At 46.2% G+C, this 13,605-nt stretch carries 16 protein-coding genes and 3 pseudogenes; 6 read left to right on the top strand and 13 right to left on the bottom strand.

What is annotated here, in order from left to right:
• Positions 1-35: 35 nt before the first annotated feature.
• Positions 36-707, bottom strand: a complete 672-nt coding sequence (locus tag JCM16159_RS17415; protein ID WP_243666733.1) for an MFS transporter — start codon at positions 705-707, stop codon at positions 36-38.
• 81 nt (positions 708-788) lie between these two features.
• Between JCM16159_RS17415 and JCM16159_RS17410 the strand changes: the two genes are divergently transcribed.
• The 4 genes from JCM16159_RS17410 to JCM16159_RS17400 all read left to right on the top strand — a co-directional run bounded on the left by JCM16159_RS17410 (position 789) and on the right by JCM16159_RS17400 (position 3,800).
• The gene (locus JCM16159_RS17410) at positions 789-983 is read left to right on the top strand and encodes a hypothetical protein (RefSeq protein ID WP_367834481.1); all 195 of its coding nucleotides are present in this window, start codon (positions 789-791) and stop codon (positions 981-983) included.
• Positions 973-1,788, top strand: coding sequence for an RIO1 family regulatory kinase/ATPase (locus tag JCM16159_RS11250; RefSeq protein WP_367834480.1), 816 nt, complete (start codon positions 973-975; stop codon positions 1,786-1,788). Before JCM16159_RS17410 ends, JCM16159_RS11250 begins: the two co-directional genes overlap by 11 nt.
• Before the next feature lie 54 nt (positions 1,789-1,842).
• On the top strand, positions 1,843-3,054 hold the full coding sequence (locus tag JCM16159_RS17405; protein ID WP_243666732.1) for a DUF460 domain-containing protein: 1,212 nt from the start codon (positions 1,843-1,845) through the stop codon (positions 3,052-3,054).
• Positions 3,055-3,206: 152 nt separating this feature from the next.
• The gene (locus JCM16159_RS17400; RefSeq protein WP_243666731.1) at positions 3,207-3,800 is read left to right on the top strand and encodes a hypothetical protein; all 594 of its coding nucleotides are present in this window, start codon (positions 3,207-3,209) and stop codon (positions 3,798-3,800) included.
• Here the strand turns inward: JCM16159_RS17400 and JCM16159_RS11240 are convergent.
• The 9 genes and pseudogenes from JCM16159_RS11240 to JCM16159_RS11200 form a co-directional block, all read right to left on the bottom strand.
• The gene (locus tag JCM16159_RS11240; protein ID WP_054857903.1) at positions 3,792-5,021 is read right to left on the bottom strand and encodes a methionine adenosyltransferase; all 1,230 of its coding nucleotides are present in this window, start codon (positions 5,019-5,021) and stop codon (positions 3,792-3,794) included. The two genes, JCM16159_RS17400 and JCM16159_RS11240, sit on opposite strands and share 9 nt — an antisense overlap.
• 5 nt (positions 5,022-5,026) lie before the next feature.
• Entirely contained in the window at positions 5,027-5,233 is a 207-nt protein-coding gene (locus JCM16159_RS11235; protein WP_054857881.1) for an LSM domain-containing protein, read from the bottom strand.
• 114 nt (positions 5,234-5,347) lie between these two features.
• The gene (locus JCM16159_RS11230; protein ID WP_054857880.1) at positions 5,348-5,575 is read right to left on the bottom strand and encodes a DNA-directed RNA polymerase subunit N; all 228 of its coding nucleotides are present in this window, start codon (positions 5,573-5,575) and stop codon (positions 5,348-5,350) included.
• A gap of 68 nt (positions 5,576-5,643) precedes the next feature.
• Positions 5,644-6,120, bottom strand: a complete 477-nt coding sequence (locus tag JCM16159_RS11225) for a 30S ribosomal protein S9 (protein ID WP_243666730.1) — start codon at positions 6,118-6,120, stop codon at positions 5,644-5,646.
• Positions 6,117-6,683 (bottom strand): 50S ribosomal protein L13, encoded by a 567-nt coding sequence (locus tag JCM16159_RS11220; protein WP_054857901.1) that lies wholly within the window; start codon positions 6,681-6,683, stop codon positions 6,117-6,119. Before JCM16159_RS11220 ends, JCM16159_RS11225 begins: the two co-directional genes overlap by 4 nt.
• A 10-nt stretch (positions 6,684-6,693) precedes the next feature.
• A complete protein-coding gene (locus JCM16159_RS11215; protein ID WP_054857879.1) occupies positions 6,694-7,062 on the bottom strand; it encodes a 50S ribosomal protein L18e in 369 nt (122 codons plus the stop codon).
• Positions 7,063-7,120: 58 nt separating this feature from the next.
• A pseudogene (locus tag JCM16159_RS11210) lies at positions 7,121-8,025 on the bottom strand (DNA-directed RNA polymerase subunit D).
• 52 nt (positions 8,026-8,077) lie between these two features.
• Positions 8,078-9,585 (bottom strand): annotated as a pseudogene (locus JCM16159_RS11205) (sodium:solute symporter).
• Positions 9,586-9,607: 22 nt separating this feature from the next.
• The gene (locus JCM16159_RS11200; RefSeq protein WP_054857900.1) at positions 9,608-9,808 is read right to left on the bottom strand and encodes a DUF3311 domain-containing protein; all 201 of its coding nucleotides are present in this window, start codon (positions 9,806-9,808) and stop codon (positions 9,608-9,610) included.
• Between the two features lie 106 nt (positions 9,809-9,914).
• On the opposite strand from JCM16159_RS11200, the gene JCM16159_RS11195 reads away from it, so the two are divergent.
• Complete coding sequence (locus tag JCM16159_RS11195; RefSeq protein ID WP_054857878.1) at positions 9,915-10,487, top strand: metallophosphoesterase family protein; 573 nt, start codon at positions 9,915-9,917, stop codon at positions 10,485-10,487.
• Positions 10,488-10,574: 87 nt separating this feature from the next.
• Here the strand turns inward: JCM16159_RS11195 and JCM16159_RS11190 are convergent, their stop codons facing one another.
• Both JCM16159_RS11190 and JCM16159_RS11185 read right to left on the bottom strand, forming a co-directional pair.
• Positions 10,575-10,844 carry a hypothetical protein gene (locus tag JCM16159_RS11190; protein WP_054857877.1) on the bottom strand — a complete coding sequence of 90 codons (270 nt, stop codon included), beginning with the start codon at positions 10,842-10,844 and terminating at the stop codon, positions 10,575-10,577.
• Complete coding sequence (locus JCM16159_RS11185) at positions 10,841-11,839, bottom strand: hypothetical protein (RefSeq protein ID WP_054857876.1); 999 nt, start codon at positions 11,837-11,839, stop codon at positions 10,841-10,843. The genes JCM16159_RS11190 and JCM16159_RS11185 overlap by 4 nt, the downstream gene beginning before the upstream one ends.
• 105 nt (positions 11,840-11,944) lie before the next feature.
• Here JCM16159_RS11185 and JCM16159_RS11180 point away from each other — a divergent pair.
• Positions 11,945-12,735, top strand: a pseudogene (locus tag JCM16159_RS11180) (SDR family oxidoreductase).
• Positions 12,736-12,764: 29 nt separating this feature from the next.
• On the opposite strand, the gene JCM16159_RS11175 reads toward JCM16159_RS11180, so the two are convergent.
• Entirely contained in the window at positions 12,765-13,583 is an 819-nt protein-coding gene (locus JCM16159_RS11175; RefSeq protein ID WP_054857875.1) for a proteasome assembly chaperone family protein, read from the bottom strand.
• Positions 13,584-13,605: the final 22 nt, after the last annotated feature.

Here is a 13,605-nt window from a genome sequence, read left to right as displayed (position 1 = left end):
GCGGTACCTTAACAATCCCCTTGGACTTAACCTGCTCAATCCACTCGAGGGATTCCGAGCCCCAGAGCCTGATTACTAAGGCTATTAGCTGGTATGGCGCCCGTTATGAAGAGTATCCTCCAACCATAAATACTGAAGGTTTGCGGCATTGCTGATTTTATACTTAGGGTCACGAATGACGTTAGGAACACTGCCCATGAAAGCCCCGAATACATAACACCATTTATGTAAGGTTTAATGCTTTTAGGCGTTAATTCAAGGGCCCAGGCCGCGCCGCCGCCTGCTTCACCCCCAAGTCCAATTCCCTGAAGTGCCCTCATTAGGTACAGTAGTATTGGTGCTAGGACACCGGCGGTGCGATACGTGGGTAGTAAACCTATTGCGAGTGTTGCTAATCCCACGAGCGCGGCATCTGATATAGTCGCCAGCCTCCTTCCACGGACATCACCAACCCACCCAAATATTACTGCGCCGATGGGTCTAACGAAGTATGTCGTTGCAAAGGCGCCCCAGGTCTCTATCGCGCTTACTATGGCCGCCTTTGATGGGAAGAAGTACATCTCAAGTATTGGCGCTAATGATACGAAGAGTATGATATCGTAGTACTCAAGGCCCCAGACGAGCATTGTACTGATGGCGGCGAGTAGGCTTTGCCTAAGTGTTAATTGTTTGGGTGCGTATCCAAACACGTTAACACCCTCTGGCACTATTTAATATGCTTTTCCTTAAATTCATGTGGTAGTTTGATTTAAATTGGGCGTATTAGCTCTAGCAATTGTGGTGATTAATTGAGTATTAAGAGTCTCGTTGATGCGTATGACCAACTGGATTCATTTGACCTGAGGATACTTAGGGTTATTGAGATTGGTCATAGGAAGTTTGAGTATGTGCCGATCGAGGTCATTACTGACTGGAGTAAAAGGCCTGAGGAATTGATTAGTAAATCCCTGAAAAAAACTCAATGCGCTTGGTATGGTAATTAGGTACAGAGGTAATTACACTGGTTATAGGCTCACCTTCATGGGCTACGACGCACTGGCGCTGCACACCCTGGCCAAGAGGGGCATTATTGAGAAGGTTAGTCCAACGCCCATAGGTGTTGGTAAGGAGTCTGACGTATACGCAGGTGACGCTGTCGGTAATGGCAAGGTCGTGCTTAAGTTCCATAGGCTTGGCAGGACGAGTTTTAGGCAAATTAGGAGGTTTAGGGCTTGGATTGGGAATAGGAGACACATAACCTGGCTTTACGAGTCGAGGCTCTCAGCTCATGCTGAGTACAAGGCATTGGTCCTCGCATATAATGCTGGGATTAACGTGCCCAGGCCAATAACCGTTAATAGACACACGGTAGTTATGTCCTACATAAACGGTGCGCAGTTAACCGAGGTCGGGGATGTCGACGATCCTGAGGATCTGTATTGGGGCATTATTAAGGGTATTAAGAAGTTATTTGCAGATATTGGTATTGTTCATGGGGACTTAAGCGAATTTAATATAATGATTGACCTGGACAGTGGTGAGCCATACATCATTGACTGGCCTCAGTGGGTACCAAGGAATGCGCCGGGCGCCTTGGATATGCTGCGTAGGGATGTCACAAACATAACTAAGTACTTTATGAAGAGGTTTAGGCTTGATGTTGATGTTTATGAGGTCTATAATTACGTGGTTGGTAATGTGGAGGTTAGGGAGGAGAGTCTTGAGGAGGCCCTTGAGGAGTTGCTCGGTAGTGAGGGATTGAGTGAGCTCATGGGTTCGGAGAAGGAGGAGGAGTTCGAGGATACGTAGTGAGTCGTGAATAAACAAATTTAAGTAAGGTTGATAGTAATCCTAGCTTAAGTAATGCTTATTGAGGAGTTGAGTTCAGGGCCAATAATTGGGATTGACATCAACGGCAGGAGGTTCTCATACGCAATACTTGGTAATGGCGAAATAATTGAGAAGGGGGTTATTGATCCTCAAGACTTAATAAAGATGGTTAAGAAGGTTAGGCCTAAGGCCATAGCCATTGATAATATTGGCGAATTAATGGAGTTGAGCCCCTCAATCATTAAGAGGCTCGGTAGGCTCCCATTCAATGTTTACCTAATCCAGGTAACGAAGGTTAGGCCTGATGCTGACGAGACGATGGAGCTCCTCGTTAATAAGTACTTTGGATTGAATGTGGCTAAGCTCGACCCAGACTCAACTGCTGAATACCTTGCGAGGTTGTGCGCGATGGGTGTTGGGTCCATAGTTAAGGTCTATGAGCCTGAGACTAAGATAATCGTTAAGGCCGCGATATCGACTACGCCAGGCGGCATGAGTAGGAACAGGTTCGAGAGGAATGTCGCCCATAGGATTAGGTACCTGGCTAAGGAGATTAGGGAGAGGTTGGAGAGTAATGGCCTTGATTATGACATGTTCATAACGCCGGAGAGTGAGGGCTTGAGGTCCGTGGTATTCATAATATATGCAGATAGGAGTGTTGTTAGGTCCGTGGTTAAGCCACGTAAGAGTATGGATGTTAAGGTGATAATAGAATCAGTACCAACGGATTCAATAAAGTTCGTTGGATTAACGGAGCAAGAGGGCGCCGAGAGCATAAGTACTGCTAAGGATAGGAAGCTGATTATCGGCATTGATCCAGGCATAGTCACTGGGGTGGCCGTTCTTGACTTAAACGGTAACGTGCTAACACTGCAAAGCGGTAAGAACCTGAGTAGGAGGCATGTGCTTAGGATTGTGTATCAATACGGTACACCAGTCCTAGTTGCTGTGGATACGGCTAAACCCTCAGACTATGCCAAGAAATTGGCTGCAATGGTTGGTGCAGTGATTTACTACCCAGATAGGGACCTGAGCATTGCCGAGAAGAGTGAGATCGCCATTAAGATTTCCCGTGAGCAGGGGGTTACGGTTAAGGATCCGCACATGAGGGATGCTCTGGCGGCGGCGTATAAAGCATTCATTCAATTGAAGCCTAAGCTTGATAGGGTTGAGGAGGAGGTCAGGAGGCTTATGCCAAGGCTATTGATGATGCGAAGGCCCTCGTTATTAAGGGTGCGTCGATAAAGCAGGCAATTGATGAGGTTAGTAGGAGGATTGAGGTTCAACCACAGCAGGAGGTCAGGTTACTGACCACTGAGAAGTGTGAGTGCGAGTGTGATAAGCTGCGTGAGGAGTATGAAAGCACGATAAGGACTTTAAATGCCGAGATTGAGAGATTGAATAAGTTATATAACGAGACTAAGGATAAGCTTGAGGAGTTGATTAATAATTATGACGTTGAGGTTAGGAAGGACCAAATCGTTAGGTCACTATACGCCAGGATAGATATGCTTGAGGGCGATATTGAGAAGTATAAGCTTAGGATTAAGGAGCTTGAGAGCAACATGAGGAACCTAATGAATGACTTCCTTGAGTACCTAAGGGGTAGTAAGTACGTGTTGATAAGGTACTCCGAGGGGCTCGACCTTAACTCAGTGGTTCAGATACATAATTCCATCCTTGTGATGAGTATTGGGGAGTTAATGAATGTGGGTATTGATAAGTTAATCAGCATTGGCATAAACTCCGTGGTTCTCATAGATGTTACTGAAAAGAGCATGCTAAGGCCAATATGGAAGAGGGGTTTGAGGGTTATACCCATTGGCATGATTTACAATGGTTCACTAAGTGAGGTCTTATTCATCGATAGGTCTATTATTAATAATGCCATTGAATCCCTTGGTAGGGAATTCCTCAGCGCCCTTGATGAGGATCAATTAAGAAAGATGATAAATGAGTATAGGCGTTTGAGGAGTGGTATGTTAGAATAACGACACCTTACTCCTAACTACGAGCTCGGTTAGTGATGTTATGTTCTCGAGCTCCTCATTAACTATGCCATCGATCTCATTCCTAACCTCACCACTCAATGTGACGCCAGACTCTGGAAGAACCTCCACATTTGCAACCAATGGCTCATTAATTGGCTTACCAATTTGGCTTAATAGGTAGACGTAGACTTCTTTCAATCCCTTAACCTCGCCATAGATCCTCTCAGCAATCTTATTGGCAAGTACGTTGTAGAGCTTACCAATGTGGCTAACTGGGTTCTTGCCTGCCGTGGCCTCCATGGTCATGGGCCTCATGGGTGTTATTAAGCCGTTAGCTCTATTACCACGTCCGGTGGCGCCATCATCGCCGTGTTCCGCAGACGTGCCAGTTACCGTTAAGTAGAATATACCGTGCTCTGGCTTGTCGGCGGCATTAACGGTCACATCAACAGTTAGATTAGGCGCGATTTTTGCGGCTAGGTCAAGTACCTTATTCTTGATCTCCTCCTTAATATTTAGGTAGTGATCCTTATCCTTAACTAGGGATGAAATTATTGCTGAGGCTATCGTTAACTTAACGTCCTTGCCGATTCTCAGCCCCATTACCTTAACGTCCTCACCAACCTCAGGAAGCTTAGCCTTAAACTCCCTGGAGTTAAGCAGTCTCTCGGTCTCAAGCACTAGCTTCTCTGTGTCAGTTAATGGCGCAAACCCAACACCAATTGAAGTGTCATTGGCTAACGGTATCCTCGTCGCCTTAACACCAAGTTCATAAACACCAACTAAGTCGGTCGAGCCCATGCCAACCCTATAATCAATTACTACGTGCTTATCCGGATCAAGGAACCTAAAGTTATTCTTAATCCAATCCCTAATTGCCGATATTATTATTGTGCCTATCGGCACCTTCTCAACGCCTGTGGCGGTCCTAACCTCAGTTGTTACCCTACCAGCGACGAGTATGTATATTGGTTGAATAATATCGCCACCGCCAAACCGTGGATTAGCCTGGCCGCCAACAATGAGTACCTTATCTACGTTATGATGTAGGATTATACCGTACTTCTCAAGGTAGTAATTAGACAAGGCCCTGCTAACGGCCTCGGACGAAGCATCCGCTATGTAGTCTGGGTGCCCAAGGCCCTTCCTCTCCACTAACTCCACATTCAATTCTGAAACAGGTTTTCTATCTATTGTATTTATCGTTATTGTCCTGGCCATGCCCCTCACCCCATTGTTTCTTCAGACGTTATATACAGCACTTGCGTACCCCTAATCACTAATCTACCGTATTTAACAACCACATTCTCACCCTTCTGATCGAGTTCCTCGCCTTCGTCAATTATTAGGTTCATGCAGTCGTCGTAATTCACGAGAACACCCCTCAATACCTTATTGTTCTTAAGCCTTATGGTTATGTGCTTACCAACCATTTTTTTGCAGTACCTTCATTGGTTGTTGTGGCCTTTCCATTAATGACGTGTCGAGAAAGCCTATATTTAAGTCTTAGCACCATTTAAGAGTGTTAAAAGTAGTACTATCTAGGACTATATATTATATTTTATTAACTTACTCACTCTCGATTTTAGATACTCAAGAACCCTATCAATAAGCTCGATGTGGGCGAGTAACGTTCTCCTGCAGCAATAACGTGTGACACCAAGGTCATCGAGGACCTTCTCAGGATTTTCGCCGTTTAAGACCCTCTGCTTAAATGGTTCCCATAAATGACCGAGTGGTCGCCCACAGGTCCAACATCTAATGGGTACAATCATTAGGTACGCAGTAATGAGCCCCTTTAAATTATTTTTGCAATGAAATTAGAAATAGGAAGTAGGGAAATTCACCTATATGCCTTCTGACGTTTCGACCTAGCATGCTTTAGACCTGGTTTCTTGGGCTCGGTCCTCCTCGGGTCTCCCTTGATCATTGACGGGTCATATGTCATGTAAAGCTCAAGCAACTTCGAGTTCTGGAAGTACTCGACCAAGCCCCTGGCGATTGCCATCCTAACGGCGGTTGCCTGCCCCATAAAACCTCCACCCCTCACTGTAACATCAATGTCCACCTTACTCGTCAACTCCTTACCCGCGAGTAGCAGTGGTTCCATCATCCTCATCCTAGCCATCTCAATGGGCCAGATCTCGATTGGGACGCCATTGACCCTAACCCTGCCAATTCCAGGCCTAACCACTGCCTTGGCTATGGCGGTCTTCTTCTTACCAACGGCAATTACAACCCTAGCCCCAGCTACCTCCTGAACAGTGGCGTTAGGTACAGACCTGGGTAAAGCCGTTGATTCACTACCCTGCTCACTCATGCATTACCACCCTTACTCTCAGCCTTTTTAAGCTTCGCCATTCTAGCCTCCCAAGCCTCCTTAGCCTTCCTCCAAGCCTCATACTGCTTAGGCTCTATGTGGCTCCAAAGCTCCTCCAGCGTCACGTACTTAGCGCCAGGCCTAACAGATAATAATGCGCCCTTTATTACCACCTTATCAACATTCATGTACTGCGGCGGAACACCCATGAAAACCCTAACCCTCCTATACGCCTGCCTACCCCTAAACTCCTTCCTTGGAAGCATACCTCTGACAACCCTCCTCAGTATCCTGTCAGGCTTCCTAGGAATCTTTGGACCAGCCTTCTCGGGGTTATAATGCGTCAACCACTCGCTTATCCTTGTCTTGTACCAATTAAGCACCATGTTAAAGTCTCCAGTAATGACTGCTTTCTCCGCATTGACAATGACCACTCTCCTACCCTCAAGCGCCCACTTAGCCACCACTGAGGCGAGCCTACCAACGACATGATTCGTAGCATCAACAACGATTTCATTCAGTTCAGGCGGGTTCCTCTCTACGACAATTACCTTACTGCTCATGATCACCACCCTAAATTATTACCTTAACGTTACTACCCCTATTATTCCTCCTAACAAGCTCAGATATTGTTATCGCCTCAGCACCAGCCCTCTTAATGGCATTAAGGGCGCCCCTGGAGAAGGACCAGGCGGCTATTGTGACTTTCTTACTTAGTACGCCATAACCAAGCACCTTACCTGGCACAACAACCACATCACCATCATTAACGAGCCTATTTATCTTACTGACATTAACCTCAACCCTACGCCTAGTGGGCTTCTCAAGGAGGTCAGCAACGTAATCCCAAATAGCGGCCTTATACTCATTGGCCGCGCGCCTAAGGAATCTAATCAACATACGAAGTTCCACATTAGTGGGACCCGTTGGATTTGGCGGCATGCGTGTTAACGTTGACGCAACCCTTTTTAAATAATTCGCAGCCGTAAATACTATGCCCCTATTCCTCGGTTGATTCCTCCTCAGTACCAAATTCCTCGCCAGACATTTGCGTTGATTCCTCGGTCTCCCCAGCAACTAATTCACTACCCGGTGCTGATCCCCTTGATAGTTCAAGCTCCAGCTCGCTAACGAATTCCTGGAACTTACCCTTAAGAATCCTGAAGCCCTCCCTAACCATATCCTCAACGGGCATATTACCGAAACTCTCAACCCAAAACACGTACTTATTCTCATCCCAATCAACCTTCAATGCCGAGCATACCTGCTCACAGGTCTTCCACTTATTGAAGGTGCACTTGAGCACGTCATTAATAATTATCGAGCCATCATCCTTAATCTCAAGGGCGCCGTTACACACCTCAAGGCAAACCCTGCACTTATCATCGGCTCTACTAACAACGCTAACCTTCGGGTAGTAGTAATACGACGCCAAACCCGCCTGCCACTTGGCGTGACTCCTAGCCCTACCAAGCCTGGCATAAGCTCGAGGACTATCTTCTGCCCAGGCACTAACTTAGCAATTGGAATATCTTCATAAACGGGCCTAACCTCGGGGTCATCCGACTTCAAGTCCCTGCTGTAAACCACCACTGGTTCCTTAGCCTCAATATTAAGCTCAAACCTAACCTGGCATAGGCTTGGGTCGACTAATTCCTGCTCGCACTCCTCGATCTTCGGCAGCTTCTTTAGGTCCGTCTTTATTGGTATCATGGATAGCCTATGCGCGAGTACCTCGTCATAAAGCACGGAGGTGTTATCCAATATTATCACCTCGTCAATCGCTAAGACGGGAACGTCGGAGATGAGGACCCTACGTAGTGAGTTAACAAGCGGCGGTGTAACCCCATCCACGACGGCCTTTAGGTACAGGTCTGACTTCTCAATAACCCTTACCAAGACCACGAAATGAGTGATTGTGATTTTGAGTAAATAAACATTTCTTAGCTCTATTGCATTAGGTCCTTCCTCCCCTGATTGCCATGGCAATGCCAGTACCGATGAGGACTATTAGTAGGTTAATTGTCAGCGCTATAACGGCTATGTACACCAAATGCCCAGCTATTGGGTATAACGGAGACATCGCGGCTGGCTTGTGGGGCGTTACGAATAGGTAAACGCCAAGTCCCAAACCGACAGCCCAGCCAGTCATGAGGGAGTATTTATCGAGTTTATCCGTAACTAGGCCTAGGAATATGGCAGGTAAGGTCTGCGTGATTATTATACCGCCCAATAGCTGAAGCCAGATTGCGTATGTCGCAGGTACGATAAATACGAAGCCGAGCGCCAGGAATTTGAAGATGACGGATGCCCATTTAGCGGCCCTGGTCTCACCCTGAGGCGTTATCCTTGGGTAAAGCGGCTTAATTATGTTCCTAACCAGTAGGTTTGCCTGAGCCATCGCCATTATCGCCGCAGGTACGAGACCACCAACAAATACGCCCAGTAAGGCTAAAGCAGCCAACCACTCGGGTAGCGTTGTCACGGCGAGCGTCGGTATTACCAGGATACCCCTGCTAGATGGTGGGAATAGGCTTAGTATCTTCATTGCCTCTGAGCTTCCGTATATTAATATGCCGTACATGGCGAGCAATGCTAGTGCGATGCCGTATATTGGGAGAAGCGCCGTGCTCATTGCCAGCTTCCTATCGCTCTCGGCACTTAAGGCGCCATTAATTGAGTGTGGGTATAGGTATAGGGCTAGGCTACTGCCAACCCAGAGTGTTGTGTATGTTATGAAGAATGGGTCCTTAAGCGTGGAGACACCTGTTGGTAGTGCCTTGAGCGTCGCGGCCTTAAAGGCCGTTGCGAAGCCACCTGGTATTGCGAAGGGCGCAGCAGCAAGTATGGCTATGACGCCTAGGAACACGAGTGCGTCCTTAAACACAGCCGTTAATGTGGCGCCCCTAAGCCCACTGGTGTATGTAAACGCGGCTAGTATTATGAAGGATATCGTCAATGCGATATCACTGACGAGCTTTACGTTCTTAACAATGCCAAGGAGCATTATCGTAAGTACGGCCTGCATGCCAACTATTTGTAGGGCTATGTATGGGAACTCGGCAACAACTCCGGTGGCGGCAATGAAGCCAGCCAGTAACTTGCTCTTGAATCTATCCTGAACGAAGTCGGCAGCTGTAACATAATTCCTTAGCCTACTCCATCTCCAGAGTGCTGGCATTGTAACTGCGGCCAGTGCAAATACCGTGGCTACATATGGGACAGCATAGAAGTAAAGAGCACCGCTGGCAAACACGCCAGATGGTACTGCAACGAATGTATAGGCCGTATAGAGATCGGCGCCAACCAGGAACCAGACAAGGAATGTACCTAGCCTACGACCAGCCAAAGCCCACTCGTGTAATTGACTGAGGTCACCCCTACGCCACCTGGCGCCATAGAAGCCAGGAATACGAATATCACGAAGAACCCGAGGAATAAACCCCAACCCAAGGGGCCAACCAGTGGGCTCACTGTGCTCATCCCATCACCTCTTACTGGGGTAAAGCAATAGCACTGCGGTTATGAAGAGTATTGATGATATTACTAACCATAGTGTTTGGAACCAGTAAAAGAATGGCACACCGCCAAGCTCAGGCTGTACCATGTTATATATCGGTAATAACGTGTATAGTATCCATGGTATCACAAGTAGTATGCCAGCAACCACTTTACGCCATGTAGATATATTTCCACTTGTTTTCAGCGTCATAGTGATTAACATTTAATAATTATTTTTAAGTAATACCTAGTGGGGAAACTTAATTTAGGTGTTATAACTCGGTAAAATATTAATGGGTATTAAAATATTGCATATATCTGATGTTCATGGCGATATGCAATATATAAAATTAATAAGCAGTATTGCCAGGAATTTTGATGCAATAGTCGTAAGCGGCGATTTTGAAAATCCAGAGGTACTAGACGTATTAAGTAATTATGGCGGGCCTGTGTATGCGGTTATAGGTAATATGGATCCTTACGGCATTAGATCAAGGGTTCAAAAATACCTAATTGAGGGGCGTGTGGTACCTATTGGGTCATTTTACCTGGCTGGTTATCCAATTACCGCGGATAGCATTAGGGACCTTGGTTCTAGATTAATACTTGTGTCTCATTATCCACCCCATGGTACGAGTGTAGACAGGGCTTGGAATGGCGAGCACATTGGTAGTAGGTCTGTGAGGAGATTGATTGAGGATGTTAAGCCACTGGTTGTTTTATGCGGTCATGTTCATGAATCAAGGGGCATTGATAAGTTGGGTAATACCGTAATTGTCAATCCCGGTCCATTATTTAACGGTTATTACGCGAATGTGAGTGTTTATGAGGATGGCACCGTCAATGCCGAATTAAATAAGTTATGACCCGCCCAGGCCAAGACCGGGCGGGCCTTGGTGTGGGTGCATGCAGGGGCATTTTGTTTACTGGCTAAATCAATTTATTAGTATTGGTTAAGACTCCTGTTTCGCCAATGAGAAGTGTAGTAGGTCTTCATCCATGTTTACAATGCCCCTCTTCCTCAGTGACCACAGTATATCAACAACGTAGGGTCTTGCCATTGCTTCTATATCATCATTCAGAGTTATGCCCCTCCTTTTGAGCTCTTCAATCACTGAGTCGACGAAGCTTAGAGTCTCCATCTTGCCCTTAATTGTGCCTAGTTTGTTCATTGTTATTTCCTCAATGAGTTTCTTAAGGTCCTCCGGCATGTTTATGCTCATTTAACGTTCACCCAGGTAAACTTCATGCAGACCTTATTTAAGGGGCACTCACCGCACTTGAGACGCGAGCAGTACTCATGCCCTATCCTGAACGCACCCCTCTCATAGGTTATTGGGTCATTGCTCAACCTACCTGTTGCCCTAACGAGCCCCTTAACCTCATCGACCTTTACTGTAACCCCACCATCCTTGTTAACCAATATTTTATTTAGTATCTTCATACTGTGATCGTTATTCAGGGCTAGGAATGCGCCGCTCCTTATTGTGACCATGGTACTATAAACATCCGCAATCATAGTATAGCGCCTATGCCCACCCCTCGAAATTATGCCGAGCGCCACTGGCAAGTTGGTTTCATGCGATACCCACCTGATGAACGTCCTAATGGCCCTCTTCCTCCTCTCATTGGTCCTCGGTGGATAGAACATTTGTAGCGACTTTTCAAAATCGTTTATGTCGCGGAACTTGGGTATCCACCTGAGTAGTGTTGTTCCGTAGGCCTTTATCAACTTCCTTAGGCCATAAACGAAGCTGTGAACCGCATTACTTACTTCCTGAATGTCCTCACCCTTAATACCCTCACCCTCATAATCATTTAGTAATTTCATACTTACGTCATTAATTAATGAGTAGTCAGGGCTTGAGATTAGGCGGCCTACCGTGTCGTAATTCCTACGTATAACCCTATATATCACCTCATTTCTCAGGTTTCGGAACCCCGTGAATAATACCGTGACAAGCAGTAGGTACCTCAGGAGTTCCTCTGTCTTGGGTACATTCATGTATAATTGAATGAGGAAGTTAACGTCAATCCTACCCTTACCCCTCGTTGTTTCTTGAATATATAATTCACGTATTCTCTGATATGGAACCATTAATTCATCAGGTAAATTCTCAAATACCAACTCCTTTACCGATGATCCATATTCATTAATGCTCCTTATTATATCTTCGTACCGATCCTTCCTTCGCAAATCAATTTCAAGAGAACTCATCGCCACTTACGTGAAGGCACTAAAATATAAATCTTGGCATTACATGTGTTATTAACGAATTATAGGGTCACATTGAATAAGGGGGTAAATACAAAGCTAACCTGTATGGACCTGGGATTAAAGGGTAAGGTCGCGCTCGTGACAGCCTCAAGCAGGGGTATTGGGCTTGGCATAGCCAGGGTACTCGCTCAGGAGGGCGTTAAAGTCGTCATTAGTGCCAGGCGTGAGGATGAGCTCGCCAGGGCTAGGGAGACCATTGTTAAGGAGAGTGGTGCTGAGGTGTTAGCCGTCAGGGCCGACTTAACGGTTAAGGATGACGTAGATAGACTCGTCAAGGAGGCAATGAGTACCTTTAGTAACATAGACATCTTGGTCTTCAATGCTGGTCCTCCAAAGCCTGGTACATTCTCACAATTGAGTGAGGATGATTGGGAGTACGCGACGAGACTACTACTCCTAAGTGCGGTGTGGCTCACGAAGCGTGTCGTTAATAACATGGTTAGTAGGGGTTGGGGTAGGTTGATTTATGTAACATCGCTAACCCTTATGCAACCAATACCGAACCTGGTACTCTCGAACACCGTCAGGCTTAGCCTAGCTGGTTTAGTTAAGTCGTTGGCTGTTGAGTATGGGCAGTATGGAATAACGGCTAATGGGATAATGCAGGGCTACATAATGACGGAGAGAATAAACCAGTTGGCACAGGAGGAGCTAGGGCCAGGGGTATTAGTGTTGATGAGGTTATCAAGGCGTGGAGTAGGGAGATACCGGCGGGTAGGTATGGAAGGCCTGAGGAAATCGGTTACTTGGTTGCTTTCCTAGCCAGTGATAGGGCTGCGTATATAAATGGATCAATGATCCTGATTGATGGCGGCTATGTGAGGTGTGTGTTTTAGTGAATGCCTGATCAATTCCTTAAAAATGATTAATAGTATACAGGTAATTCCTCCTCCTTCGGCGGCTTCATGTACATTTCCAGGTTTTTGTCAATTAAGAAAGCATACTTACTTGCATGCTCGGCTAACTTATCGGCAGGTATATCAAAACCAACAACCTTACTTAATGCCTTAACTAATTTTAGGGCCGCAGTAACGTCGGGTCCATACCTACCAACCATTTGATTAAGTATTGTCAATACATCCTTATGACTCGATAACTTACCACTCTCGATTAACCTATTGATCGCGGTTAATACCTTTGATTCAGCAAGTAGTAACACACCGTTTATATTCCTGGAAAGTACTGAATCGAGGAATACGGCCTCGATACCCGTTATCGTCGCTTCGCGAAGCGGTATTAAGCCAAGTTGTTTATACTCATCGACATGTTCTTCCTCAGAGACAAAATAAACATTATCGCTCTCTTGCTCGTCAAGGAGTGGTGTCGAGGTCAGACATACGACCTTGCCCACGGCATTATCCTCAGCCCAATCCAGTATTTTATCCACAAACTGCCTATAGAGCATTGGTGGAATCGGCACATGCTGCCTAATCACCACGATTGCGTGCTCCCTATCGAAGAATAACCTATAGGGTAACTTGGCCGCACCGTCGATGACGGTGACGATAGGTACATGACCCCTCGGCTTTATTGAACCGATCTCCTCCATCTTGAGTGTCTCCACGAGATACTCAATGGCCACTATGGAGGCCAATGATGGTTCAGGGCATGCCATTATGAGTGTGTTACGCGGATCCCTTGGTATAGACTTAATCTTGATATCAAATGTGGCGGTTGAGGACATACCACGGCTTAATTGATACTTA

Origin of the sequence: Vulcanisaeta sp. JCM 16159 (assembly GCF_001316265.1) — an archaeon.
Taxonomy (GTDB): Archaea; Thermoproteota; Thermoprotei; order Thermoproteales; family Thermocladiaceae; genus Vulcanisaeta.
The sequence above is the reverse complement of the archived record's forward strand: the minus strand, read 5'-3'. Positions and strand labels throughout refer to the sequence as shown.

Excerpts from the sequence above, each read along its gene's own strand:
- JCM16159_RS11250 (WP_367834480.1), top strand. The coding sequence starts at position 973 with ATGGTAATTAGGTACAGAGGTAATTACACTGGTTATAGGCTCACCTTC.
- JCM16159_RS17405 (WP_243666732.1), top strand. The coding sequence starts at position 1,843 with ATGCTTATTGAGGAGTTGAGTTCAGGGCCAATAATTGGGATTGACATC.
- JCM16159_RS11240 (WP_054857903.1), bottom strand. The coding sequence starts at position 5,021 with ATGGCCAGGACAATAACGATAAATACAATAGATAGAAAACCTGTTTCA.
- JCM16159_RS11235 (WP_054857881.1), bottom strand. The coding sequence starts at position 5,233 with ATGGTTGGTAAGCACATAACCATAAGGCTTAAGAACAATAAGGTATTG.
- JCM16159_RS11230 (WP_054857880.1), bottom strand. The coding sequence starts at position 5,575 with ATGATTGTACCCATTAGATGTTGGACCTGTGGGCGACCACTCGGTCAT.
- JCM16159_RS11225 (WP_243666730.1), bottom strand. The coding sequence starts at position 6,120 with ATGAGTGAGCAGGGTAGTGAATCAACGGCTTTACCCAGGTCTGTACCT.
- JCM16159_RS11220 (WP_054857901.1), bottom strand. The coding sequence starts at position 6,683 with ATGAGCAGTAAGGTAATTGTCGTAGAGAGGAACCCGCCTGAACTGAAT.
- JCM16159_RS11215 (WP_054857879.1), bottom strand. The coding sequence starts at position 7,062 with ATGCCGCCAAATCCAACGGGTCCCACTAATGTGGAACTTCGTATGTTG.
- JCM16159_RS11195 (WP_054857878.1), top strand. The coding sequence starts at position 9,915 with ATGGGTATTAAAATATTGCATATATCTGATGTTCATGGCGATATGCAA.
- JCM16159_RS11190 (WP_054857877.1), bottom strand. The coding sequence starts at position 10,844 with ATGAGCATAAACATGCCGGAGGACCTTAAGAAACTCATTGAGGAAATA.
- JCM16159_RS11185 (WP_054857876.1), bottom strand. The coding sequence starts at position 11,839 with ATGAGTTCTCTTGAAATTGATTTGCGAAGGAAGGATCGGTACGAAGAT.
- JCM16159_RS11175 (WP_054857875.1), bottom strand. The coding sequence starts at position 13,583 with ATGTCCTCAACCGCCACATTTGATATCAAGATTAAGTCTATACCAAGG.